23 protein-coding genes are annotated in these 24,572 nt (G+C 60.8%); 13 read left to right on the top strand and 10 right to left on the bottom strand.

What is annotated here, in order from left to right; all coding sequences use genetic code 11:
* Window positions 1–373 precede the first annotated feature (373 nt).
* A complete protein-coding gene (locus ROSMUCSMR3_RS08070) occupies window positions 374–1,435 on the bottom strand; it encodes a hypothetical protein (protein ID WP_081506999.1) in 1,062 nt (353 codons plus the stop codon).
* Between the two features lie 607 nt (window positions 1,436–2,042).
* On the opposite strand from ROSMUCSMR3_RS08070, the gene ROSMUCSMR3_RS21115 reads away from it, so the two are divergent.
* Complete coding sequence (locus ROSMUCSMR3_RS21115; protein WP_157667278.1) at window positions 2,043–2,588, top strand: hypothetical protein; 546 nt, start codon at window positions 2,043–2,045, stop codon at window positions 2,586–2,588.
* Between the two features lie 89 nt (window positions 2,589–2,677).
* On the opposite strand, the gene ROSMUCSMR3_RS08065 is transcribed toward ROSMUCSMR3_RS21115, so the two are convergent.
* The 5 genes from ROSMUCSMR3_RS08065 to ROSMUCSMR3_RS21565 form a co-directional block, all read right to left on the bottom strand.
* Window positions 2,678–5,326, bottom strand: coding sequence for a hypothetical protein (locus tag ROSMUCSMR3_RS08065; RefSeq protein WP_081506998.1), 2,649 nt, complete (start codon window positions 5,324–5,326; stop codon window positions 2,678–2,680).
* A 63-nt stretch (window positions 5,327–5,389) separates the two neighbouring features.
* Window positions 5,390–6,562, bottom strand: coding sequence for a hypothetical protein (locus ROSMUCSMR3_RS08060; RefSeq protein WP_081506997.1), 1,173 nt, complete (start codon window positions 6,560–6,562; stop codon window positions 5,390–5,392).
* A gap of 30 nt (window positions 6,563–6,592) precedes the next feature.
* Window positions 6,593–7,429: a hypothetical protein gene (locus tag ROSMUCSMR3_RS08055; protein ID WP_081506996.1), complete on the bottom strand. Its 837-nt coding sequence runs from the start codon at window positions 7,427–7,429 to the stop codon at window positions 6,593–6,595.
* A gap of 77 nt (window positions 7,430–7,506) precedes the next feature.
* Entirely contained in the window at window positions 7,507–7,647 is a 141-nt protein-coding gene (locus ROSMUCSMR3_RS21110; RefSeq protein WP_157667277.1) for a hypothetical protein, read from the bottom strand.
* 4 nt (window positions 7,648–7,651) lie between these two features.
* Window positions 7,652–7,825 carry a hypothetical protein gene (locus ROSMUCSMR3_RS21565; protein WP_217521290.1) on the bottom strand — a complete coding sequence of 58 codons (174 nt, stop codon included), beginning with the start codon at window positions 7,823–7,825 and terminating at the stop codon, window positions 7,652–7,654.
* Between the two features lie 314 nt (window positions 7,826–8,139).
* Here ROSMUCSMR3_RS21565 and ROSMUCSMR3_RS08050 point away from each other — a divergent pair, with 314 nt between their 5' ends.
* The 7 genes from ROSMUCSMR3_RS08050 (at window position 8,140) to ROSMUCSMR3_RS08025 (ending at window position 14,083) form a co-directional block, all read left to right on the top strand.
* Entirely contained in the window at window positions 8,140–9,477 is a 1,338-nt protein-coding gene (locus tag ROSMUCSMR3_RS08050) for a DUF3179 domain-containing (seleno)protein (RefSeq protein ID WP_237183558.1), read from the top strand.
* 506 nt (window positions 9,478–9,983) lie between these two features.
* Entirely contained in the window at window positions 9,984–10,661 is a 678-nt protein-coding gene (locus ROSMUCSMR3_RS08045) for a response regulator transcription factor (protein ID WP_081506994.1), read from the top strand.
* Complete coding sequence (locus ROSMUCSMR3_RS08040; RefSeq protein ID WP_081506993.1) at window positions 10,658–11,995, top strand: sensor histidine kinase; 1,338 nt, start codon at window positions 10,658–10,660, stop codon at window positions 11,993–11,995. The genes ROSMUCSMR3_RS08045 and ROSMUCSMR3_RS08040 overlap by 4 nt, the downstream gene beginning before the upstream one ends.
* 84 nt (window positions 11,996–12,079) lie before the next feature.
* On the top strand, window positions 12,080–12,226 hold the full coding sequence (locus ROSMUCSMR3_RS21105) for a hypothetical protein (protein ID WP_008283073.1): 147 nt from the start codon (window positions 12,080–12,082) through the stop codon (window positions 12,224–12,226).
* Between the two features lie 37 nt (window positions 12,227–12,263).
* Window positions 12,264–12,602 (top strand): hypothetical protein, encoded by a 339-nt coding sequence (locus tag ROSMUCSMR3_RS08035; protein ID WP_008283075.1) that lies wholly within the window; start codon window positions 12,264–12,266, stop codon window positions 12,600–12,602.
* Window positions 12,603–12,713: 111 nt separating this feature from the next.
* Window positions 12,714–13,340 (top strand): exopolysaccharide biosynthesis protein, encoded by a 627-nt coding sequence (locus tag ROSMUCSMR3_RS08030; protein WP_157667276.1) that lies wholly within the window; start codon window positions 12,714–12,716, stop codon window positions 13,338–13,340.
* A 161-nt stretch (window positions 13,341–13,501) separates the two neighbouring features.
* Window positions 13,502–14,083 (top strand): rhomboid family intramembrane serine protease, encoded by a 582-nt coding sequence (locus tag ROSMUCSMR3_RS08025; RefSeq protein ID WP_081506991.1) that lies wholly within the window; start codon window positions 13,502–13,504, stop codon window positions 14,081–14,083.
* Between the two features lie 537 nt (window positions 14,084–14,620).
* On the opposite strand, the gene ROSMUCSMR3_RS08020 is transcribed toward ROSMUCSMR3_RS08025, so the two are convergent.
* The 3 genes from ROSMUCSMR3_RS08020 to ROSMUCSMR3_RS08010 are packed head-to-tail and all read right to left on the bottom strand — an operon-like array spanning window position 14,621 to window position 16,871.
* The gene (locus ROSMUCSMR3_RS08020) at window positions 14,621–15,910 is read right to left on the bottom strand and encodes a sensor histidine kinase (RefSeq protein ID WP_081506990.1); all 1,290 of its coding nucleotides are present in this window, start codon (window positions 15,908–15,910) and stop codon (window positions 14,621–14,623) included.
* A complete protein-coding gene (locus ROSMUCSMR3_RS08015; protein WP_008283079.1) occupies window positions 15,907–16,575 on the bottom strand; it encodes a response regulator transcription factor in 669 nt (222 codons plus the stop codon). The genes ROSMUCSMR3_RS08020 and ROSMUCSMR3_RS08015 overlap by 4 nt, the downstream gene beginning before the upstream one ends.
* On the bottom strand, window positions 16,572–16,871 hold the full coding sequence (locus tag ROSMUCSMR3_RS08010) for a hypothetical protein (RefSeq protein WP_008283080.1): 300 nt from the start codon (window positions 16,869–16,871) through the stop codon (window positions 16,572–16,574). Before ROSMUCSMR3_RS08010 ends, ROSMUCSMR3_RS08015 begins: the two co-directional genes overlap by 4 nt.
* 110 nt (window positions 16,872–16,981) lie before the next feature.
* Here ROSMUCSMR3_RS08010 and ROSMUCSMR3_RS08005 point away from each other — a divergent pair, with 110 nt between their 5' ends.
* The 5 genes from ROSMUCSMR3_RS08005 (at window position 16,982) to ROSMUCSMR3_RS07985 (ending at window position 22,786) form a co-directional block, all read left to right on the top strand.
* The gene (locus ROSMUCSMR3_RS08005) at window positions 16,982–17,800 is read left to right on the top strand and encodes a prevent-host-death protein (RefSeq protein ID WP_081506989.1); all 819 of its coding nucleotides are present in this window, start codon (window positions 16,982–16,984) and stop codon (window positions 17,798–17,800) included.
* A 425-nt stretch (window positions 17,801–18,225) separates the two neighbouring features.
* Window positions 18,226–19,164: a glycine betaine ABC transporter substrate-binding protein gene (locus ROSMUCSMR3_RS08000; protein ID WP_081506988.1), complete on the top strand. Its 939-nt coding sequence runs from the start codon at window positions 18,226–18,228 to the stop codon at window positions 19,162–19,164.
* Between the two features lie 79 nt (window positions 19,165–19,243).
* Window positions 19,244–20,275, top strand: coding sequence for a quaternary amine ABC transporter ATP-binding protein (locus ROSMUCSMR3_RS07995; protein WP_081506987.1), 1,032 nt, complete (start codon window positions 19,244–19,246; stop codon window positions 20,273–20,275).
* Window positions 20,275–21,759: an ABC transporter permease gene (locus tag ROSMUCSMR3_RS07990; RefSeq protein ID WP_081506986.1), complete on the top strand. Its 1,485-nt coding sequence runs from the start codon at window positions 20,275–20,277 to the stop codon at window positions 21,757–21,759. The genes ROSMUCSMR3_RS07995 and ROSMUCSMR3_RS07990 overlap by 1 nt, the downstream gene beginning before the upstream one ends.
* 28 nt (window positions 21,760–21,787) lie before the next feature.
* Window positions 21,788–22,786 carry a LysR family transcriptional regulator gene (locus ROSMUCSMR3_RS07985; RefSeq protein WP_081506985.1) on the top strand — a complete coding sequence of 333 codons (999 nt, stop codon included), beginning with the start codon at window positions 21,788–21,790 and terminating at the stop codon, window positions 22,784–22,786.
* A 177-nt stretch (window positions 22,787–22,963) separates the two neighbouring features.
* On the opposite strand, the gene ROSMUCSMR3_RS07980 is transcribed toward ROSMUCSMR3_RS07985, so the two are convergent.
* Window positions 22,964–24,502: a trimethylamine methyltransferase family protein gene (locus ROSMUCSMR3_RS07980; protein WP_081506984.1), complete on the bottom strand. Its 1,539-nt coding sequence runs from the start codon at window positions 24,500–24,502 to the stop codon at window positions 22,964–22,966.
* Window positions 24,503–24,572 lie beyond the last annotated feature (70 nt).

Genomic DNA, 24,572 nt, shown 5'->3' with positions numbered 1-24,572 from the left:
CTCCGCCCCGGCAAATCCCAAATGATCGCGGTCGTGGTTCAAGGCTTTTCACTGTTGCTGCGTCAAGGGCCGCTCTTCCCGCCGTCCAATGTTAGATTGCGATTCAAGCGCACGACTGCAATCCACCTTTTGCGCTTCTCTGCCGTTCGTGTCTGACGTAGCGAATGACCAGTTTCCGCCCCTTGTGAAGGCGACCTGTGGTTCGACGGGCCCGGCCCTGAGCGGCCGTTCATCGCGGGTAGCATGTCGCATTGCAGCGCCACTGAACTGGCTACTGGCACCCAGGTTTTCCACAGTATCGCGCGTCAATGGCCGGCGTTATTCTGACTAACTCCGCTCTTCACCTATGCGGCAGCAGGACAGTTGTTTCACTTCAAGTCAAAACGCGCGCCTTCCATGCTGCGAAGCTCTCTACCGGCCTATTTTTGACAAGCGTATATGCGGCTTGATGCGCTTTTACCCCGGCCGGGTCGAGATCGGTCTCCGGGACTGGCCATCCGAGCTTAGTCCCACAGCTGAAAAATGCCTCCACATCAGCTTTTGCCGCTTGGGGTATTGAAAAACGCATGGGGCTGTCGCTTTGCGCTAGAATCCTATCGTGAATTATCTTCATCCAGGCTTGGTTCCGCGCGCAGTTATGTTGTTCATAGCGTTCGCTATCGATCGCATCGAGAACCGCCTTGGCCAGCAGCAAAAGCGCTGACGCGCGGTCAAGGTCGGGTTGTTCCACAAGCCATTCCACAAACGGCACAAGCCCGGCCGCGCCGCTTTCCGTCCACGCGACAGTGATGCAGACCTCATGCCACATGTCAGGGCCTTGCATGCGCAGCCAATCCGTCAAAGCGGCATCTGCCACCGGGCTAACGCGCTCTTGCGACCATCTTTGCTTCTGATCCATCATGCTGTCCCGTTCTGTGGCGGCTTGCTCAATCGTCTTGACCCGCCGAGAAACCTGCCCTCGCCAGTTCGACCGGATTGCATCGGCCGCCTCCCGCTGTTTGCGGATCATGATGCGGCGTGCTTTTTGGAATTCGACGTCCCCGAATTCGGCAGCTGCCACGAAAAACTCCAAGCGACCCAGTTTTTTGATCGTCAGGGACTTCATGTGGTCGCGCAGGAACACATCCAGTGTCAGTCCATCAAGAGCATCGGCACCCAACTCGTTCACGAACAAGAAGAGCGCCACCAGAGGGTCCGCTTCCAGGCTCGTTTCAGATCCGACCCTCGTCTTCAGGCGACCGCCTGTGAATACCGGAATTCTATTTGTTATAACAATCACGCCATCGGCGTAGATCTGACGCGGCGCCAATTCAAGAGATTTCAGCTCGCGCTTAATCACCGCCTCCGCCTTCGACTGGCGCAGTGTGAGGAAAAGAGCCCATGAAAGAAAGATCGAGATGAATAGCACAAGGCCAGATACAAGGATATGGATCATTTTCGGACACTGCATTCCAACATGAACGGGGAACTTATGTGGTGTTTCTGTCAACAATGTGACACCATCGACTTGCGGGTTCTGCCGACTTCGCCTTGGTGCCGCTCTACCCGCGAGCGGCCGCTGTCCGCCCCGATTGCGATTTTTTGGTCAGACCGCACAGGTCAAAACAGGTAGGTTACGGCGGCTGCGCCCTCCCGCAACAAAAATACAATACTTTGCATAATCTCCTGTTCAAGGGAGGTTTTTTGCTGTCCGGACTTCCCCGCACCCCCAAGGCTCAATGCCAGAATGCCAGAATGCCCGCAAGTGCGCCGTGCAGGTCCAGCTGCGGCTCCATGCGCTTGCCGCCCGTGGGCACAGGCGTGACCACGATCTTGTCGATCAGGCCACGGATCGCCTCACCAGCATCACCGTCACTGTTCGGCTCTGGCAGTATTTCCTTACTTTACTCGCTGTATGTAGCAACCCTTGATTGTCTAGGCGAAGGACGTCAGTCTTTTTGAGCGTTGTTTGGGAATTGTTGATGAAAATTGATGTCTTTGCTTAGCCCTTCACAGCACTCGCTCTCCTGACCGCGACGGTCGCTTCAGAAAAAGACACTAGGGTGCAATGTCGATCCACGGGCAGTTGCACGATCAAGTACGCCCATCTGGCCACAGAGAAATCTGATCCTTACAAGGTTTACGGCAACCCACCGATCAAACATGCTGACCGTTTGGCAGCAGCGCGGTTTGGTCATGTTCGGGATTGTCTGGTGCCTGCCGAGAAACGCAACGACGCTCCAGACCTGACGCAGATCGACTGGCGCAAGATGCGATCCGAAGCCGTCATCACGGTCTGCCTTTTCCGAATTTTCTCGAGCCTCGGAAACCCCATAGCTGCAAAACGTTGGTTTGAGGTGCAAGGGTTGCAAAGAATGAAACTCTACACCAGCTCGGGGCGGGCGGCACGTGAAGGCAGACAGGTTGAAGGTACCACAACCAGCGTTAAGGCAGGCAATCTTCTGAGCGAAACAGGAAAATGCTACCTCTCACGTAATTCTTCCAGCAATTTTCTGTGCTCTAAGGTCGTCCACGCAGAAACCTTCTCCGCAAGCTGGAACGAGGACGGGCAACTGTGGGGAACGGCATACGGGCAAACATCAAAGTAGTGGTTTTATTTTAGGGGGACATGGCAACAATTGCACCGGCAGGACACTTCATCGACGCAGCGGCTGGGTAGGGCGCGGAACGGCGCGGCTCATGACATGACGCTTCCCCTCAGGTTCAAGCGCAGCTTCGTCAACGCGCGCAGATCGAGGTTTCGACCGTCCTGCCGGGAAATCGTGAAACGCCAGGTCGCAAAGGGTGTCGGCTTGAAGAAATCCTCGGCAAAGCGCCCGGTTGTTGCGCTGTCGCCAGTGGGCATCGCCGCCACATCCAGCGGGTTGTAAACGAAGGCGCGCATAAAGGGCTGGGTCACAAATCGCGCCGTGCCACCGGAGGGCGTCTTGTCGAGGTAGGTGCCGTCTGTCTGGATGTCGATCCAGAGATCGCCGTCAGAGTGCACCCCGTCTGCATAGACCCGCACAGCGTCGAGCCGAACCCTGTACCAACGGTTGAACCGTGGGTGATCGGTTGGGATCGTTACATTGACGGAGCCATCAGCGCTTCGCATGATCGCCAACGCAGGGGGGCCGTCATCGCCGTCGGCCTGCGTCTCGTCCGTGGCTCTGGCATCGCCTTGCGCGACGACCATGTCTGGATCGTCGGCCGCACCGGCCGCCAAAGTCAAATCGACGTCTAGCCAGACATCCATCGGCCCTGGCGACCGGCCAAGTGCAATGCTGGTGACCCAGGTTCCCGTATGGGTCATCACCGCTTCGGAGAACGCGTCGACGCTGTCGGTGATCCGGGGCAGAACTGACCGGTCGATCGGACGCAGCGTGAAGTAGCTGGCCGCCCGCATGAAGGCTTCCATTGCCAAGTAGACGCTGCGCTTGCTGTCGAGCACGCGCCCGAAGGCAAGTTGCCGCAACGCCGTATCGCGCGCCCGCGACTGCGAAAGATCGCGCAGGTAGCCATCGTAGATCCGCCGCGAGGCCTGCGCCGCCCGCTCGCGCAGGATCGCGTCCGCGAGGTCGTTGTTGGCCTTGGCGAGCGCGAGGCGCGTCTGGCTCATCGTACGGCCATGCAGCACCAGCCGCCTGAGCGCCAGCCGGTAGGCGCGTCCGCCGCCGAGCTTGTCCATCATGTCGCTGATCTTGTCGAACATCTCCTCAAGGCCCAGCTCGGTCTGCGCCCAGCCGTCTTCACCCCCGGTCACAACGTCGAGTCCGATGGGCGCTATCGCCCCGAAGGACGTCTTCACTTGGGCTGCGGCCTTAACCAGAAAGTCCTCGCTTTGCTGCTCGAGCTTCTTCGCCTTCTCCGCAATGTCGACGATGCGCATGATGCCGTCGTAGATGCCCTTTACATCCTTGCCAGCCGAGATTCCGGCCTTCTTGAGATCGGCAGCCCCTTTCTTGATCTTGTCCTGGCGCGATTTCTCCTTCTGCGCCGCTTCCCGATCCGCTTTGCGTGTCTCGAAATACGAAATGACGTCTTCCTTGGCGTTCTCGGCCGTATATTCCGGGGGATCGCCATCGTCGTTGTCTTCGAACAGCCAACTGATATCGATGACGTCCTCGAACTTGTCACTTTTCGCCGCGCGCGTTGACAGGTCTACCGACATACCTGCCAACATCTTGATATTGTCGATGACGGGGATGGCCGCGAGCGTTCCGCCCGAGGCGACAATCGTCCCGACTTGTTGAACCAAATCCACCACACCGGTGAATATCTCGATCGACGCCTTGATCGTCTCGTCGCGCTGCCAGTTCTTGATGCCGCGCTGGAAGTCCACCATCAGATCGCTCAGATCGGTCTGGCATTCCAGAAGGTTCGCCGCCGCGATCTGGCGCGCTTTGCGCATCTGCTCGCAGGTTGCCTCGGTCTGCGCGCGTAGGTTCGCGGCGAGCTCGGCCTCGTTCTGCTTATCTGCGATAGTAATCGCCACCTGGTCGCGCCAGTGCTCGTCGGTCCTCGCCTTCTCGACCAGAGCGTCGTAGCGCTGCACGCGCTGGTGCAGCAGAGCAAGGCAGGCCTTGGATTTTTCGGCGTAGATCTCATGGTCAAGGTGCGGAACAAGAAGCGCGCCAGCACCGATGTCCATTAACTGAATCAACGTCTTGTAAAGCGCGTGACAATCCGATGACAGCATGTGCGAGGTTGGGTGGCGCGCCGTCAGGGCTGCAACCCACATGACTTGGTCCGCCGCAAGGCGCGGCTCTTCGGTCGAGAGCAGGCACGCGATCTGGAACGTCGTCGTCAGCATTACTGCCAGCGGCTCGCCGGGCGCAAGAAAGTCGAGCGCAGCCGCCGAGGCGGCAACCTTTGTCGCGCGTTCTTCACCGCGTTCCATCACATAGGCAGTTGTGCTGCCGTCGGCGACAATATGCGTCTCGGCCTCGACAAGATCGCCGCCAGCGTCGAGACTGACGGTCGCAAGCGTCAGTGTGGCGGGCTCGCCCGTGGCGGCATCGACGATGCGTTGCGCCGCGATGATGAAAGACAGTTTAGCACCGTCGCTCAGGTCGAAGGTCAGGTCGGCCTTCGCCCCGATCTCGATCACACGCGCAAAGATGAAAGTCGGGCAGCGCAACGTCGGTGCCTTATCGAGGACCAGAACGTCGCAGCAGATCACCAGCATCGCCAGCTTGTCGGCGTCTTTAATGCTTGCGTCGATCTCGCTCCAACGCAACAGCGGCGCGCGGAACTCTCCATAGTCTGGGTTGAGGTGCTGGTATTCAGGCAGGTGCCAACGCTGGATGGTCTTGGCGGAATAAAGCTCGGCCCAATTGTGTTTCATCGAAAGACTTTCTCCGCCTTGTGTGCTGGAAGGGGTGTGCGGGCCCGCGAGGGGCCCCACGCTTCAGCCGCCGAGCTTTTTGAACACCTCGGCAACGGTTGCTGTTCCAGGTGCGATGCTGACGTAGTTGTCAGTCATCAACTCGCTCAGGTCGGGCAGCATCGTCTGCCAGTTTTTCTCGACCTTGCGCAGGGCCACACCCAGCAAGCGTTTCGATTTCACCTCGTTCTCGCCATCGGGTGATTGTCTCGTGGTGTTCTCCAGGTATTTCGCCATCTCGGAGATATGCGATGCGATCCCCTTCCATGTCTCTTGAACCACGCCGCATTTAGCCGAGGCCGCCTCGGTATAGCTGATGACGTTCGTCAGGCCGTTTGAGCCTTGGCTAAAGACGCTGCGCGCCGCGAGAGCCTGTTTCAGATGCGCGCCCTCCTTCTGGATCGAATCCTCCAGTTCTTCGATATCCTTCATCCGCTGGATCGCCTTGTCCGTGTAGATGCCCATCACGACGCCTGTTGCGATCAGGCCAAGGGGTGGCAGCACCCAGATGTAAGTGGGCGAGGTCGCTGCAGCTATTGTCGCCTCTGTATGCAGCCGCCGCGCCTCTTCCAGCATCTTGTGTTTGTAGGCAATTGAGCCCTCGGTGTTCGCATCCGCCGCGAGGATACCGAGCGTCTCCTCGTTCGTGCTGCTATCGCTGTCGAGGCTTGTGCGCGCGGTGTCGAGCTTTCCCAATGCCTTGCCAAGCTCCGTCCGGAACGCGTCGAGCGCAACTTTGACATTGCCCGCCCTCGTGCTGGCGGAATTGGCGTCCTTTTGAAGATCTGTCAGCAGTTCAAGTGCTGTTTCTGTATCGCCGTCCTCGATCGAGTCGAGGATGATTTGCAGCATCCCGTCCTCGCCCCCGGCTGTTGTCTCGGCATAGACCTTTAGGTCCATGCCCACCTGAATGACCTCTGAGAAGACGTTCTTGAGGAACGCTTCGCAGGCTTTCGAGATCAGCGAATTGCCGTCTTGCATTGGGGGAAGAAAATCGAACTTCAGAGCATCGGCACCCATGATCGCCTTGAAGTCCGTCTCCGACGTCGGCAAGCGGATACCCCAGTTCGCGTAGACCTGAAGAAAGTGCCAAGCCTGCCAAAGCTCTGACCGGTTTGATCCCTCGCGCCCAATGAGCGACATCAAGGGCTCGAACGGCTTGGTGAAGTCGATTGTTTCAATGCTGTCATCGGTCATGCTGGTTCCTTTCGGTTCAGGCTGGGCTACCTAAGTGATGGCGAGGGTCTGTATCCATCTCGACATCGCGTCCATCTTTGGACGTGCCCGCTCGAGGTGGATGTTCGCGACCTTCAGGTTTGACGTAGCCTCGGATTTCTCGATCTGCTGGTAGGCCGGAAGAAGCAGGGGGCCCAAGGCCACCAAGTCATTCTGGAACTGTGTCATTGTCTGGTCGACGGTCAGCACCCGCTCGACCCCATTGCGCAGCGCGACAAGCTCGGCCTTGTACACCCCAAGGAGTTCTCGATGCTGGCGTTGCGACGCGGCCTCGCCCTTGTGGATTGCAATCGAAGTGTTGAGCTTGTTGAGATTGTCGCGGTTTTTATCGACCTGGCCAAAGGTAAAGATCGCTTCCAGACCGTGCAGGATGTAATCGCCCGCGTTCAGTTTGTCGCTCGCCTCCTTCGCGGCCTTCGCAGCAGCCTCCATCCGCTCTTCAGAGGTTTGGATCGCGGCCGTCATCTCTCTGATCTGCTTGCCGTGTGTCGCGATTTCGCGCTCAATCCTTCCGAAGACCTTGTTTCCGGCGACCTTGACACTCATCGCCTGTTGCGTGGCATGCCGCGATTCCGCGACCGTGTCGCCGAGAAGCACGAGAAGCTGGCCGAGTGAGGCCTTCAGCATGTTGTCCCCGCCCATATCGCGCCATCTCGCGTCGATCCTGACAAGACTTTCCGATAGATTGTTGGCGAGGACGGCGAAAATTGACAGCGAAGCCAGCAGCTCGGACATGAAATTGGCAGGAAGTCCGGCGCGGACAACACCGCCAGAGGCAACCCAGGAGCGTAATTCGGAAACACCCTGAAATGGGCTGGAATCTGTCATATCTATGCCTTGTCTCATAATTCTGGTGAAAAGGCGGGTGTGAAAAGAGGCCTTGGAAATCTATCCTTCAGGTAACCCTAGGTAAAGTGAATTGCCATGTCTACAACTTTGACGAATTCTTTGGCTGGGGGCAGCACGCCCGAGAAAAGCGCCGACAGCGCCTGATACCCGTCAAGCGGCGGCAAACTAACCGTGTGCTGCGCCGGTTGGGCGATCACCGAACTACCCTCGCTTGCTACGCGAGAGGCGCTTGAACTTTGCAACACCTCGGTCGCCCCTCTTGGCCATTGCAAGCAGAAGCCCGCCTGTGCCGCTGTCGACCGGGCGCATGCCCTCGGCGCGGAGCAGGAGATCAAGCGGCGTGGGGCTAAGAGAGGCGGTTCGCGTGCTCTGCATAGGCTCTGGGCGTTTTCCAAGTGGTTCCGCCTTGGGTGCGCCACGGCCGCATCATGAATCGGCGCTGTCCCACGTGATCACCCAAATTTGATTCAATCTTGATTGGTGCAGATGCCAATTCCACGCGACAGTGCGACAACACTTGTGGCACGCACAGCATATTGCCCGACAATTCTGAACTGCGCATCGGGCATGTCGGATGGCAGATGTCAGGCGTCCTGCTGCAGCAGCGATCTGTGTGAAGCCGGTAACCGGAAGGGCCCAGTATGATATCGAAATTGCGCAATCCATCGTTTGTCTGGTTATTTGCCCCCTTGTTGGCGCTGTCGTTGTTATGGTCCAACGACGCGCCAGCCCAGACCACTGGCGCGCTTCCGGACTACGTGATCAAGGAATTCGGCACCCCGCCCAAGGTTCCGCTTGGCCCGCCCTCAAAGGCATTGCGGGCCGCGATGCAGATAGCCTTTGTCGATAGCTTCACGCAATCGTCGTGGAAAGAGGCGCAATCCGACGCTCTGATCGAGATCGTGCGATCGGAGGACCCCCGCCTTGCGTGGCTGATCAGCGACATGATGCGCTTCGTCACCAATAGCAGTTTGAACATCACTCTCGCAGACGCCGCAGCCGACTTGCTAAAGGTCGATCCGCCGGCCGAGAACCACTGGGAGGTCATCACAAACACTCTGATCGCTTGGGATATCCCGGCGCCACCGGATTATCTGGAGATCAAGCGCACGATCTTCACCTCTGCCGTGCCCGGCTGGGAGCGGATCTTTGTCGAGGGTGATATCGACTGGCGGATGGTGTCGTGGGGCGGCGTGTTGATCGACGACCGGGGCTTTGGGCAGACGGACGAGCCGTGCAACTGCATTCCCGCTGCCGATAACCCCAAAGTCAGCAGCGCCAAGGCCGCGACATGGCTCGACGATGATGACATCGTATTCGGGATCGAGGTGAATGGCGAAGCCCGGGCCTATCCCCGGCGCATCATGGAAGTGCGCGAGATGGTCAACGATACGCTGGGCGGTCGCAATCTCGGTATTCCCTATTGCACCTTATGCGGTGCCGCACAGGCCTATTTTACCGATGGGCTGCCCGCCGGGATCGAACGGCCAATCCTGCGCACCTCAGGGCTGCTGATCCGGTCGAACAAGGTGATGTACGATGTCCGGACATTTTCGATCTTCGATACCTTCCTCGGCCATGCCGTGACCGGACCCTTGGCGAAACGCGGCCTGAAATTGCAACAGGCCAGCGTGATCACCACCGATTGGGGGACATGGCGCGCCGCGCATCCCGAAACAACCGTGCTGGTCGAGGAGCTGGCGCTGGGCCGGGATTTCGATTTCCGAAACGGGCGTGATGCAAACGGCCCGATCTTTCCCGTGGGTGATGTCGACCCGCGCCTTCCGGTTCATGAGGATATCATCGGGGTCATCGCGGCCTCTGGAAAGCCGGTGGCGTTCCAGCGCAGCGCGGCCATGATCGCGCTGAAACGGGGCGAAAAGATTGAGTTCGAGAATGTCCGCCTTGTGCTTACGGCGGGCGGCATTCGCGCGGTCGATGCGCGCGGAGCCGATCAAGGCAGTCATCAGGCCTTTTGGTTTGCCTGGTCACAATTCCATCCCGGTACAGCCCTCTGGTCTGGCTAAAGCCTAAGCCGGGATGTCCGAGCAACAGTTTGCACGGCTGCGAATAGCACTGTTGATGCGCCCAAAGGACGCCGCCGCGACAGGGTCGCGGTGGCCATAAACTTTGCCGTCCCGCTACAGAGAATGTGGACAGATGGCACCGCGTGCTGTCCGGGAAAGGGGGCAGGCATGCCATGATCTGATCCGCCCACCATCAAAGCTCAACGGGTTCGATCCTCACCGGACAAGGTCTAAGGAAATCGAGTTTGACCAAAACGCCCAATTGGCGGGGTGGTCATTCGTCCGTGCCAGACGCCGCATTTAAGGGAAAAGGCCACTGATTGATCCCGTCGGGCGTTGCACCGCGATCTTGTTTAGACAGTCGGCGCTGACGGATAGTTTGTCAGACTGCCGTCAGCCTCGCCGCCTAACCACGGCAGTCACATTTCGCTATCACTCTGTTGGAAGTGCTCTATTTTCCATTCACACCCCGTTCGCCTTGGCTCTACTCTGAAAGCTGTCCCCGGATGCGCGTCCTGCTTGTCGAAGACCACCCCCCTTTGGCCGAGGCCGTTTGTGATGCGCTGCGACGGTCAGGTTTTGCCGTGGATCATGCCGCGACAGCTGCGGATGCGCGCGAATTGTCGGGTCTCTTGGATTATGGCTTGGTGCTGCTGGATCTGGGTCTGCCTGATGGTGACGGGCTGCGCCTGCTTCCGACCCTGCGGAAAGGGGGGCGGGTGCCGGTCATCGTGTTGACCGCGCGCGATCAGTTGGCCGACCGGCTGGCAGGGCTGGATGGCGGCGCAGATGATTATGTGGTGAAGCCGGTGGAGATGCCCGAGCTTGTCGCGCGCGCCCGCGCAGTATTGCGCCGCCCGGGCGATAGGTCAGACACCACTCTTCGATTGGGCGCGCTTGCGCTGGATACTGCGGCACGCAGCGTCAGCGTGAATGATGCACCGATCATACTCGGGCGTCGCGAGCTGGGTGTACTGGAACATTTGATGCGCAATGCGGGCCGCGTCGCGTCGCGGAAGGTTCTGGAAGAGGCAATCTACACGATCGACGACGAGGTCACACCCAACGCACTGGAAGCAGCCGTGTCGCGCCTGCGCCGCGCGCTTGAAACGGCGGGCTGCCCGGTGCCAATTGTGAACGTGCGAGGTGTCGGCTGGATGCTGCCGCGCGAGGGCAGTGGATGACACGGCCGAACCGTCCGCTGGCACAGGTGCTGATACGGCGTCTGGTACTGATCACGGTCATCATCGTTGTCCTGAACATGATCGTGGTCGGGGCCTACTATGGCTCCGACCGTGCCGAGTTAGAGGCCGAAGTCGTCGCGGACGTGACTGAACGTTTAGGGGCACGTTTGGAGGATAGCGGCTTGCCCGCCGATGCCCCGGCACGGGCAATGTTCGCGAAACATCCAAAAGCCTATGCATTCGCGCTGGTGGATCGCACCGGAACGGTCGTTGACGCCATGAACCGCGCCCTCATTCCGTCATCCGCTCTCGATCTTTATGCCGACGACTGGGTGACAGCGGTCGATTTGCCTACGGGCCGATTGCTCTATGCAGGGCACGAATTCCGTGACCGGACCGATGGTCTGCGGATGGTCTTCGTCATGACGTCCGACCCAGAGAACCTGTTGCGCCATGCTTTCTTAAGCGAGCTGCGCCAGCATGTTTGGGGGCCGATCCTGCCCATGGCGCTGTTGCTGATCGGCGCCAGCGCGTTCGTGATCCGGCGCGAACTGGCACCGGTAGGCCGTGCTGCCGCTTGGGCACGAACGCTAAGTCCCGGAGCCGTGACATCCCCCCCGTCGGGTCCTGTTCCCTCAGAGGTGGCAGACCTGATTGATGGCACGCAACGCGCACTCGACCGGCTGGCATCAGCGCTTGCGGCAGAGACCCGGCACGCGGCTGAGGCCGCCCATGCTTTGCGCACGCCAGTGGCTGTGTTGATCGCCCGGCTGGACGCGCTGCCGCCGGGCGAAACAACCGACAAGCTGCGCTCTGATCTGGCGGCCCTCGCGCGGACCGTTCAGCAGGTTTTGGCGGCATCCAGAACCGAAGCACTGAGTGCGCCGACCGAGGGCGCACTTGATCTGCGCAGACCGGCAGAGGCGGTGCTGTCGGCCCTTGCGCCCTTCGCCTATAGCAAGGGGGTGGACCTGTCTCTTTCGCTGCCGGATACGCCGGTTCTGGCGAGGGCAAATGACGAAGCGGTGCAGCTGGCGCTAACAAATCTGGTTGAGAACGCCGTACTGCATGGCGGACCGGGCGAGGTCGAGGTTACCCTTGGCCCAGGCCCGCGCCTTTCGGTGCGCGATCACGGGCCTGGGCTTCCGGCTGACGCAGGGGAGCGGATATTCCAACCCTTCTGGCGCGCGCCCGGCGCGGTTGCGGGCGGAACGGGGCTAGGGCTGGCCATCGTGGACCGGTTGCAGCGCGCTCAGGGTGGCACAGTCGCGGTGCAAAAGCCCAAAGGCGCTGGCCTGGAAATCGTTTTGACGTTTGAAGCCTCAATATTCTGACAAGCCGTCAGTCAGCGGTCAGAATCAAGCTTCATTAAGCTCTCATTGGATCGATGTGCGATCCACATGCAGAGGAGCAAACAAATGAACGACGGCAATGACGTGAAGAAGATGGACCTGCGGGAGAGCCGCAAATGGTTGTCAGGCGAGGTGGAAATCCGTCTGCCCAAGGCCTGGCTGGCAATCGGTGCGGCCGCGATCGCGGTGCTGCTGATCGTGGCTCTCGACTGATCTCCGAACTCTTGACCCTTCAACAAGGAAGCTATCCATGAAATTCTTTGCCATTGCCGCACTTAGCGTGACCCTTGCGACCCAAGCGGCCTTCGCCAGTCAGATCACACCCATCGCCGATGTACAGCGCGGCACGATGGTCACCGTACAGGGGATTGTCGAACGGATCACCGACGAGGATGAGTTCCGCCTCACCGATGCCAGCGGCGATATCCGTATCTATGTCGGCCCCAACTGGGTTCCCGCCGAAGTCGGTGAGACGGTCATCGTCAACGGCTCGGTTGATGACGATCTGGTCTTCCCGCGCGAAATCTATGCGCGCAGCCTGACCCGCGCCGACGGCACAGTGATTACGTTCGACCGGCGCTACGACTGACGCCGCTGCGGTGCGCTGCGGGCCCATGAGGGCCCGCAGCTGTTTATGATTTCATCCTCGCGGCAGGCTATGTGCCCGCTTTCTCTTGTCAGCAATGCCGGACGCCATTCCATGCCTCAATACGACTTTGGCACGCCACCCCAGTCCACTACTGAGCTGTTCGCGCAATTGTGCCACCGCTTCGACAAAAGCGCCCCGACATTGGGAGACGTGGCCCGCTTTGCCGGACCCCGCACCTATGCGTTGATCTTGCTCATCTTTGCCCTGCCAGAGGCGCTTCCGCTGCCCGTGGCAGGTCTCAGCACTATTCTCGCCATCCCACTTATCCTTGTCTCTGTGCTGATGCTTTTGTTCGGCCCCGAACCGCGCCTGCCTGTCTGGCTGAGCGAACGCCGCGTCCCGCTACGACTTCTGAAAATGGGATCCACCCGGATCGGCCAGGCCCTGAATAGGCTGGAGCGCGTGTCGCGCCCGCGTTGGCCCGGGCTGATCGGCCAGACACGCGTGATCGGAGCGGTCTGTTTGGTTCTTGCCGTCGTCATTGCGCTGCCAATCCCATTTGGCAACATGCTGCCAGCACTTTGTATCCTTGGCATCGCCGTCGGCATGCTGCAACGCGACGGCGCACTTGTTGCCGGTTCGATGACCGCAGGCGGTCTTGTCGTAACTGGTCTGTCGACAGTTATCGCGCTCGCCGGTGAAGCCGTTCTTGCAGTTGTCAGAGAGGTCTTGGTCTAGACGGTCAACCGCAGTGTAAGGATAGGCGTGGCCAGAGCCCACGCCGACACAGTGTGGGTCAGGCAGGAAAAGTCCAGAATTGTCCGCCTGTGCCGCGCACGAAAGCCGTTGAAGGTGCTGCGAAGACAGCTACTGTTGCCGACATGAGGAAACGGGATCACATGGGCGCATTCTTTTGGCGCGCCAAGGCGCTTGCAGCCTTTGTCTTGCTGCTCTGGGCGGTTCAAGTCGTCAACTGGATCACAGGCTACGGCTTTAACCCGGCCTTCGGCCTGATCCCCCGGCACGTCAGCGGGTTGGATGGCATCATCGCAATGCCACTCCTGCACGGAAGCTTCTCGCATCTGATGGCCAATACACCGCCATTATTGGTGATGGGAGGGTTGCTGGTGGCCACTGCCACGCGGGCCTTGCTGGCTGTGAACGCCGTGGTGATCGGCCTCGGCGGCGGTCTTGTCTGGCTATTTGGAAGCTCCGCCATCCATATCGGTGCGTCGGGGCTTGTCTTCGGCTGGTTCGGCTTCCTCGTGGCGCGTGGTTTGGTGGATCGCTCGCCGATCACGCTGGGTGCAGCACTCCTCGTCGGAGTTCTATACGGCTACATTCTCTGGGGCGTTCTGCCGGGTCAACCCGGCGTCTCTTGGGAGGCTCACCTGTTTGGCGCTGTAGCGGGCGCAGCCGCTGCCTTCCTTATACGAACACAGGTCCATGCTCCGCGCTTGGGCGACGTCAATCTGGAATGAAGCGGCCCTAAGCGGCGTGCGGCAGAATAATTCGCACTGACGAGCAGGTTGCGACAACCGTTCTTGTTATGCCTAATGGCACCAGATCCAAGCAAAGTTTACGTCAATGGGCGAAGCTATAGTTTGCGACCGTGATTTGAGAGGCGTTCGATGATCAGAAAGGTGGCTGCCTTAGCCCTTCTTGGACTGTCATTGGTGTTTGGATATTTCTACTATGCCCAGTATTTCAGATGGCGCGGCTGTTTTAACGACCTAGGCCGGTGTTACGAAGCGGACTCGGGCGTCGTGTATTTGGAGCAATCCGGAGATGCATGGCTCTTGCTGGCTGCATTGGCATTTGGGGCATCCCTGTATCACACTTGGCGTTTGAAAAAGCCAAATCGATAGTCATAGGCGCGTTCCCGTCTTTGGATGCGGCGCGGCATCTTCATGGGGCTAGTTCAGCAGTGCGGCAAGGACGGGCCAGACTGGACCTTCGTATTCATCTGCATTGCACCCTGGCACAGGGATTGAAGGATACTTTAGAGCGGGACGGCATCAGCCCCGAGCGGGCAATGTCAGGGTCACCGCCAGCCCGCCACCTTCGGACTGCCCAATGTCCAGCCGCCCACCATAGGCCGCGACTCGGTCTGTCGCGATGGCAAGGCCGAGGCCGTGGCCCGGCACAGTTTCATCCAGCCGCGCGCCCCGGGCCAGCAGACGGGCGCGGTCGGGCTCGGGAATGCCGGGGCCGTCGTCTGTGATGCTGATCTGAACGCCATCGAGACAAGGCGCTGCCGCAAGCCGCACCGATGACCGCGCCCATTTCACTGCATTCTCGGTCAAGGCGCCGACGATCTCGGCCAGATCCTCGGCATCGCCGCGAAAATCTGGCACGCCTTTGGCCGCGATCTCTAGCTTGACGCCGCGCCGCCGCGCTTCGGGCGTCAGGACCAACGCCACATCCTCTAGCACTGGGGCTACGGCCGCATGCGCCGTGGGGTCCAGCCCCGCTGCTGCTGCGCGGGCGCGTTTCAGGTGCCAGCGGATGATGCGGTCCATCCGGTCGATCAGGGCGGTATCCTCAGGGTCTGCCCGGTTGGCCAGAACGGCCAGTGGCGTCTTGAGCGCATGGGCCAGATCGCCCGCATGGGCACGGGCGCGCGCCACCTGTGCTGCATTGGCAGCGATCAGGCGGGTGAGTTCATCCGACAGCGGGCGCAGTTCGGCGGCCTGAGCAGGGGGCAAGGTCTCGCCTCGCCCGTCGCGGACAGCGGCGACCGCGCGGGCAAAGCGCGTCAGGTCCACCAACCCCGCCCGGACGGCCAGAACCTGCGCAGCCAGAAGCGCCGCCCCCAGAGCCGCCAGCGCCAGCGCGAGCGGGCGGCGGATGGCCGCCAGTTCCGCCACAACCTCTGCCGCAGGCAGGGTCACGGTAACGGTCAGACGCCGCCCGTCGCCCGGCGCAGTGAACCTTGCGACATGCGCCACCAGTGACGCGCCATCGGGGCCGGTCCGCCCCGCGCCATCCGCCCCCAGATTGCCGGTGACAAGCGAGGGCGCGCGTGCCAGCACGGCTGTCCCGTCGCTGACCTGCCAGTACCAGCCCGACAGGGGCCGGTCAAAGCGTGGATCCGCAGGGGGCGGCAGTACGGCAAAGGCCCCCGCTGCATCCCAAGCCGCGGCCGCCATCACGCCCCGCGCCGCCGCCGTCAGATCCGCGTTAAGGCGGCGGTTCACGAAATCCGCCAGCACTGCCGATACTGCAAACCACGCCACCACCAGCGCGCCCAGCGTCAGCCCGGCGGACCAGGCCAGCATCCGCGCGCGGATTGATCCCGGCGTCATTCTGGATCAACGGGCAGCAGGCGATATCCCTCGCCCCGCCGGGTTTCCACGCGCGCCTCGCCGATCTTGCGGCGCAACCGGCCGATCACCACTTCCATCGACCGGAAATCGCGGTCGGCGTCGCGGTCATACATATGTTCCGACAGTTCTGTCCGGCTGACGACTCGTCCTTTGTGCAGCATGAGGTAGCGCAACAACTTGCCCTCAAACGCCGTCAGGCGCAGGGGCATTCCGTCAAGCGTGGCAAGGCCAGTGGCCGTATCCAGCATCAGCGCTCCCGCCGCCAGTTCGGCGGTCGCATGTCCTGCGGCGCGGCGGATCAGGGTGGACAGGCGCAGCGTCACCTCCTCCATCCGGAAGGGCTTCAGAACGTAATCATCCGCCCCCGCGCGAAAGCCGGCCACCTTGTCAGACCAGGCATCCCGCGCGGTCAGGATCAAGACGGGAAAGGTCAGGCCCGCGCCACGCCAGCGTTTGAGCACTTCGATCCCATCAATCCCCGGCAGGCCAAGGTCCAGCACCGCGGCACCCACTGTCTCGGTCGCGCCAAGAAACTCTCCCGTCTCGCCGTCATGCGCGCTTTCGACCGTATAGCCTGCCTGCGTCAGCGCGGCGGCGATCTGGGCGGCAAGGTCGCGATCATCCTCGACCACGAGCACCTTCACCGGGGTTCCTCCGGCAGGATGCGGGCCTCGGACTGTCCCACGCCATCAACCTCTAGAAACCGGCAGCCGGGGCCGGTGATCTCGATCTCCAGCACGTTTCCGGCGGGGGTGAGCCAGCGGATTTCCTGCACGAGGCCATCCTCCTCGTCTTCGATCCGCAGCGCTTCGCCGCGATAGCGGTCGGCGACGCAGGCCAAAGCCGCCCCTGCATCAATGGGTACGGCGTCCCCGGGAGGGTCCGCAAGGGCCGGGGTAGCCGACAGGGCAAGGATCAAAGGGACAAGGGCATAACGCATGGGCCTTTGTATACCGCACCAAAGCTCAACGGAAACCAAACCGCGCCGTTGCGGCGGCATTTGGGGCGAATCGCGCAAGATGGTGTCATGTTGAACCGAAGGAGACACTGATGAAACGCACCCTTGCCGCCCTGATCCTGACAACGGCCCTTGCAACCCCGCTTGTGGCGCAAGAGACGCCGCTGTCGGGCACCGTGGCCGAAATCTTTGGCACCCAGATCGTGCTGACCACCCCGGAGGGCCGCCTGCTTGTGACCCTGCCTGAGGGCGCCACCGTGCCCACCCCCGGCACCCGGCTGGACCTGACCGGCACACGGACGGGCGACACCTTTGCCGCTGCCACCCTGACGGCAGGCCCCGCCGCCGATCCGGCAGAGGCGATGCTGCCCGCCGCGCTGCGTGGCCTAGGCCTGACAGACATTCGCAGCCGCCCCGATGACGATGGCGAAACCTACTTTTACGCCCGCAGTGGCACCGGCTGGCTGCGCGCCGAGGCGCGTGGCGCGCGATTGCTGGAGGTGCAGGCCGATGGCGCAGGCCTGCCCCCGGCGCTCATTGATGCGATGCTGCCTGCTGCTGTCCGGGCCGAGCCGCGCCTGGCCGAAATTGCGCGAATGACCGAGATTGACCTGGACGACGACGGTGAAATCTCGGTCGAGGGCTTCTCTGCCGAGGGGATGCGGATCGAGATCGAGTTTTCCCGCAACGGCACCCTGCGCGAGTACGACCGCGAACTTGACGACCGCCGGTCACTGTCGGACGCGGCGGCACGGGACCGGCTGGCTGCACTTGGCTATACCGATGTCGGTTTCATCGAACGTGGCGGGCGGCATGTCACCGCGCTGGCGATCAACCCGTTCGGAGACACCGTCGAAGTGCGGCTGGACGATCAGGGCCGCGTCGCGCGCGAACGCCTTTGGCAGAACTGACGTGGGGCAAACGAGGACTGATACACCTCGTCCCGCCAACGACGCTACAGCCTTGCGCGGCAGCGTGGTGCGACGCCATGAAATTGTCCGGGTCTCGCCCTTGGCGGCAAGGGGTTCGGGGGGCTTCCCTTCGACAAGACCCGGACAGAGCCTGTCGGGCGTGGCGTGCAGGGTGGTGCTTGGGCCACCGGAAACCCCCAGAGGATCAGGGCGGGCCTCATCCTTCAGTGACCTGAAGTGGCTCTACGCTGCACCTGAACAGGACACTTGTAAGGGCTTCATAAGATCGGAACGCGGGCTGCGTAATCCTTAAAGTCAAAGTCCCGAATCGACATCCGAGGCAATTTGCGAATGATCGGATTTAGAAGAGCGCGACAAGAAAAGCTCGTCTTAAAACATCCTTTCCGACTTGGAGGTCTGACCCAATGCAACTGAAGATTGCCACGGCATTAGCGACCACGCTTGCCTTTTCCACTGCGAGTTTTGCTCAAGACGTCGTCGTGGGCGTGCCGAACTGGCCGTCGGTCACAGTTACGGCCAACGTCATCAAGCAAGTCGTCGAAACCAACATGGGCCTCAAGGTCGAGCTTCAAACCGGCACCAACCCGGTGATCTTTGAGGCGTTGGACAAGGGCTCTATGCATATCCATCCAGAAGTCTGGTTGCCAAACCAGCAAGGGCTGGTTGATCAGTTCGCCGCAAAGATTGAACTCAACAGCAATTCGACATCGGCCGTTCAAGGGATTTGCGTGAATCAAGCGGCGCTGGATGCGGGCATTGTCGACATCAGCGATCTGACCGACCCGACCAAGGCCGCACTTCTCGACAGTGACGGCAATGGCAAGGGTGAGGTCTTCATCGGTGCCACTGGCTGGGCGTCGACCACGGTGGAAAAGGCCAAGGCCCATGGTTATGGGTATGATCTGGTGGTTGATCTTGTCGAGCTGGACGAGGGCGTGGCGTATAGCCAGCTTGATACGGCGATTGCAGGGGCCAAGCCTTGGGCCGGATTCTGCTACAAGCCACACCATTTGTTCACCGTCCATCCCGAGATGACCTTTTTGACCGAACCGGCCTATGACGCGGCCAAGTGGAATGCACTGACACCGGAAGAAGACGCGGACTATCTGGCGAATTCCAATGTTACCATGGCTTGGCCGCCAGCTTTCATTCAGCCGGTCTTTGCCAAAGATATAGAAGCCAATGCGCCGCAGGTGGCCGCCCTTATGCGCAATATAGACATCACGGCGGATGATTTGGGCGCATTTTCCTACTCGGTCGTGATTGATGGCAAAGATGCCGGGGCCGTGGCCGCCGAGTGGATTACCGCGAACCCCGATCGTGTGGCTGCTTGGCTGAAGTGACATCTTGAGGCTGGAAAACACAGGGCATGGCGGCGCGCTGCCATGCCCTTCCTTCTTTGAGGCACGAGATGGACATGCAATGGCAGATCCTGTGATCGAACTTTCGGGTGTCTGGAAAATCTTCGGCACCGCCGAACAGGCCGCCCTTGCCGATGCCAAGGCCGGCGCGACAAAGGCCGAAGTTCTGGCCAAGCACAACTGCGTTGTGGGCATTGCCGAGGCGTCGATTTCTGTCATGCCAGGCGAGATTTTTGTCATCATGGGGCTGTCGGGCAGCGGCAAGTCCACCTTGGTGCGGCATGTCAATCGCCTTATCGAGCCGACATCGGGCGATATCCGCGTGCTGGGGCAGGACGTGCGCGCACTGTCGCCTGCCGCCTTGCGGGCGCTGCGGGCTGAACGCATCGGAATGGTGTTCCAGCACATGGCGTTGATGCCTCACCGGTCGGTGCAGGATAACGTGGCCTATCCCTTGGAATTGCGCGGCTCTCCCAAGGGTACGCGCTGGCAAGTTTCGGCGGAAAAGCTGAGTCTGGTGGGGTTGCAAGGCTATGGCGACCGCCTGCCGCGCCAGCTGTCTGGGGGCATGCAGCAGCGCGTGGGTCTGGCCCGGGCTCTGGCCGCCGACCCCGAGATCCTGCTGATGGACGAGCCGTTTTCGGCACTGGACCCATTGATCCGGCGACAATTGCAGGACCAATTCATGGAATTGTCGCACAAGCTGGGCAAGACCACACTTTTCATTACCCATGATCTGGATGAGGCGATCCGTGTCGGCAGCCGCATTGCCATCATGAAGGATGGCCGGATTGTTCAGACTGGCACGCCCGAGGAAATCGTGACCCGGCCTGCGGATGACTATGTCAGGACCTTCGTGCAGAATATCTCGAAGCTGGGATTGATCACCGCGCGCACCGTCATGGAGCCTTTGATCTCTTTTCCACATTTCGATGTCGCAAACGCCTCCTATGCTCCCACCACTGCCAATCTTGATGCGCTGATTGGGCTGTGTTCGGGATCGACTCTGCCAGTTATCATCCAAGATGGTGGCGTGCCGGTGGGGATCGTCACCAAAGACAGGCTTCTGACGGCCATCAGGGAGGGACGCTGATGGAGGCCAACTTGATCCCCCGATTTACCGGCCCGAGTGCCCCCTATTACACCCGCGCCTTTGCTGCGATCCAGTCGCGATCTGGCTTTGTCCTTAGCTTCAACCCCGCCGCCGCGATTCTTGGCCCGATCTGGGCCGGGATGCGGGGGATGTCGTTCCTGTTCTTGCTGCTTTGTTTTCTTGACCTATTGGCCCTGAACCAGATCGTTTCTGGCCTTGGCGGCAATACCAACAGTGCTGAGGCGGCCCGGATCAGCCAGTTGCAAGACACTATCGCCACGCGCCGCGCCGAGGCGACCGAAGCCATAGCGGCCGGCGACACCGATACCGCGACCCGCGCCGCCAAACTGGCCGACAACCTTCAAAAGGCCGTTGATGCAGCAATGGCAGAAACGGCATCCCTGACAGACGGGGCGAGCACCCGTGTGGTGCAGGGCGTCATCCTGCTGCTTGTCATCCGGCTGGCAACCGGGTTCTTTGCCAATGCAATATACGAACGCCGCTACACCGCATGGCGGGGTGACCAGACCCTGCCACATGGCGCGCCGCCTCTGCGGGGGGCGGTCACCCTTGCCCTTGCCAGCTTGATCTATGGCGTCACGCTTTACGCAAGGATCGGTATGCCACCGGATTGGCTAACGACATTTCCGGCTGACAAGACGCTATTCTCTGACACGGCGGCCTGGTTTGACGCAGGATTTGAAGCCGCATATGCCTCGGGGCAGGGGTTCTTTGACGGGCTCCGAAATAGCATCCGCATTCTGGTCGAGGGGTTGGAGATCGTCCTTGTTGGCACCCCCTGGCCGGTGATCATGCTTGTGATCTGCACGCTGGCCTGGCAACTTGCCGGGCCCCGCATCGCAGTGTTCACGGCTGCCGCACTCGCCTATCTCGCGTTCTACGGCTTCTGGGAGTTGTCAATGCAGACGGTCGCTTTGCTGGGGGCGGCGTCAATTCTGTGCATCGTCATCGGCATCCCGCTGGGCATTTGGTTTGCCCGGTCAAAGACCGCGTTTGCCATCGCCCAGCCGATCCTTGACTTCATGCAGACCATGCCCGCCTTCGTCTATCTGATCCCTGTCATCGCGTTTTTCGGCACGGGAAAGCCGCCCGGCATCATTGCCACGCTGATCTTTGGCATGCCGCCGGTGATCCGGCTGACCACACTTGGCCTGACCGGCGTTGCCGAGGATGTAAAGGAAGCCGCCCGCGCCTATGGCGCGACCGAATGGCAGGTCTTGCGCGGTGTCGAACTGCCGTTGGCCAAGGCATCCATCCTTGCAGGGATCAACCAGACAATCCTGATGTGCCTGTCGATGGTGGTGATTGCCAGTCTGATTGGCGCTCAGGGGTTAGGGTCGGTGGTGCTGACCTCGCTGCAATATGCGGCGAAGGGGCAAGGGCTGCTCGCCGGGTTGGCCATTCTACTCTGCGCCATGGTTATTGACCGCATCGTGCAAGGCAGTTTCCGCAAGCGCGAATGACGGCTAGTTTGTCGGAAAAGGAGCTGCCATGTCCGACGTTACCCGCCTGCCAGCCGAACTGACCTTACGCGGATTGCGCGTTTTCGTAGCGCTGGAGGAAGCAGGTTCCATCGCCGGGGCCGCTCAAAGGCTTGGTGGATCGTCCTCGGGCGTCAGCCAGCATATCACCGCGCTGGAAGCCGCCATCGGTGCGAAACTCTTTGACCGTCGCGCCAAGCCAGTCACCCTGACCCCCGCAGGTCAGGTGCTCCGCGCCCATGCTCACCGTATCCTGTCGGTCGTCTCCGAGGCGCAGGCCGAGTTGGCCGAGATCAGCTTGACCAGCTTACCGCAACTCAATCTGGCGATCATCGACGACCTTGATGCCTCGCTGACGCCCGTTCTTGTGTCTGCCCTGCAAAAGCGGTTTCGCAAGTGCTTTGTCTATGCTTTCTCTGGCCGGTCCGACCAGATCATTGACCGGCTGCAAACACGAGAGGCCGATATTGGCGTAACCGCCCTGCTGCCTGCTGAAAGCACCACGTTTCAATCTGTCCCGATCCTGCGCGAAGCCTTCATCTTGTTGACCGCCAAAGGGGCGATCAAGCCCGGCACCGACCCACGCGAAGCGCTGGCCCGGCTGCCCTTCGTGCAGTATTCAGAGACGATGCCCATCGGCCAGAAGGTCGCCCAGCACCTGAAGCGCGTGAAACTGAACGTCCCCCGTCGCTATGCGTTCGAGGCGACACGGTCGGTTCTTGCAATGGTCGTGCAAACCGGCGGTTGGACACTGACGACCCCTTTAAACCTCCTGGATGCCGAACGTTTCATCCCGATGCTCGATGTCCTGCCGTTGCCCTTTGCAGGCGAAACGCGCCATATCCACCTTGTGGCCCGCGCCGAAGAACTGGGCCAGTTGCCCGAAGCACTGGCACGCGACTGCCGCCGCATCCTGCGAAACGTGCTTGTTCCCCGCTTCGAGGCGATTGTGCCGGGCTTTGAGGGCGCGATCGAGGTGGCAGAGGATGAACCCCAGACCGAAGCCTGAGGCCGCACACAATCCTGATTGGCGCTGACGAGACGTTTGAGACTGTTGGCAAACGGCCCTGTCTTTGCGCCCTCTTTCCAGTTCTGCCGCATCGGCCGGTGCCACGGTTTGCCCGCGCGTGAGGTCGGTCAGGCTATGCGGCCCCACCTAGGCAACGCTTTTGCCAAACCTCTCCTTTCAGGGGTCCAGTTGGATCGGGAACTCGTCGCGCATCCGGGCCTCAGCCTCGGGCGCGAGATAGGAGGGATGATGCGTCTCCAGCACGCGGCGCGCAGCAAGCTTTGCACGGCCCCAAGCATCGGGGCGGCCCTTTTCTTCCCAGGTGACGGGCGCGTCACGGTCGGCGATGGTGGGGTAAAAGTAATCGCGTTGCATCGCCGCAATGGTATGCGTTCCGCCCAAGAAATGGCCCGGTCCCAGCACCGCCTCGCAGATCGCCTCATAACCCAGCGTTTCTTCGCTGACTTCGACCCCACGCAGGGTGCGGTAGATGAGCGAGTGCATCTCGTCATCCAGGATGAAGGCTTCGAAGCTTGCCCCCAGCAAAGACGCCATCATGCCGGATGACTCGTAGATCAGGTTCCCTCCGCCGAGGGCCGCGGCAAGCGAGGATATCCCTTTTTCGGCCCCGTATTGCGCATCCGGCACCTTGGCGTCGGTCATGCTGGAGGCAACGCCCGAAGGTAGGCCAAGCCAGTTGGAAATCTGCGCCGAAGCCGCGTTCATGACGCTGATCTCGCCGCCGCCACCCACAAAGGAACCGGTGCGCAGGTCCACCACCAAAGGCCAGTTGGAAAAAACCATCGGATGACCGGGCTTGATGACGTTGACCATGATCAAGCTGGCCAGCGTCTCGGCAAGCGACTGGGCCAGAAATCCGGCCAGCGTCGCGGGTGCTGTTGCGCCAGACTGCGCTGCGGTGATGCAGGACAGGGGAATCCCATGCTCGATACAGGCCAGCGTCACCATCACCGCATCCTCGCCATAGCGCATCGGCGAGATCATCGGCGAGATATGAGTCTTTAGAAATGGAGTTGCGCGAAACAAGCCAGACGTGCCATCGCCGCCTAGGCCGATGTCGACCATCCGCATGATCGGCGCAACATGCTCGTGGATCGTGAACGACGTGGCGACAGGTTTCGTTGTGCCCTTCATCAGTGCAAAGACCGTGTTGACATCAAGGTCATAGATATCCGGCAGGTCGGTCGCGACACAGCAGCGGGTAAACCAGCTGACATTGGTCAACGTGTCCTGCAACCTTGTGAAATCGTAAAGATCGCGCAGGGTTGAGGGGCGGTAGCCGCCACTGTCAATATCCAACGTCAGAACGGCCGCGCCGCCGGTGCCGAAATGCACGGCATCGCCGCCCACCTCGATTGACCGCGCGGGATCGCGGCCATGAAAGGTGAAGGTTTTCGCAGCCATGCCGATGGCCCGCTTGACCATGTCTTGCGGAAAGAACACCCGCCCGTCGCCAAAGGTGGCCCCGGCGGCCAGGAACGGCTTTACAAGAATTTCCGGCACCTCGCCCACGCCCAGATCAGACAGAAGCCGAAGTGCGGTCTGGTAGATGGCCACTATATCGGCTTCGGACAAGGGTCGGTATTGCCCGCCCCGCTGACCCGGTGGACAAGGATTGACCGCAGGCGGCAACGCCCTTTTGGCAACCCGGTCTGCCCGGCCACCACTGCGTCGCCCAGTTTGTCCTTCGTTCATCTCGCCCTCCGATTTCTGTTCTACTGAGGCCTATGGTGCCGTCGCTGACAACGCTGAAGCTGCGACTTCA

This window comes from Roseovarius mucosus (assembly GCF_002080415.1).
Lineage (GTDB): Bacteria > Pseudomonadota > Alphaproteobacteria > Rhodobacterales > Rhodobacteraceae > Roseovarius > Roseovarius mucosus_A.
Note: the sequence above shows the minus strand (reverse complement) of the source record. Positions and strands in the feature narration are given on the sequence as shown.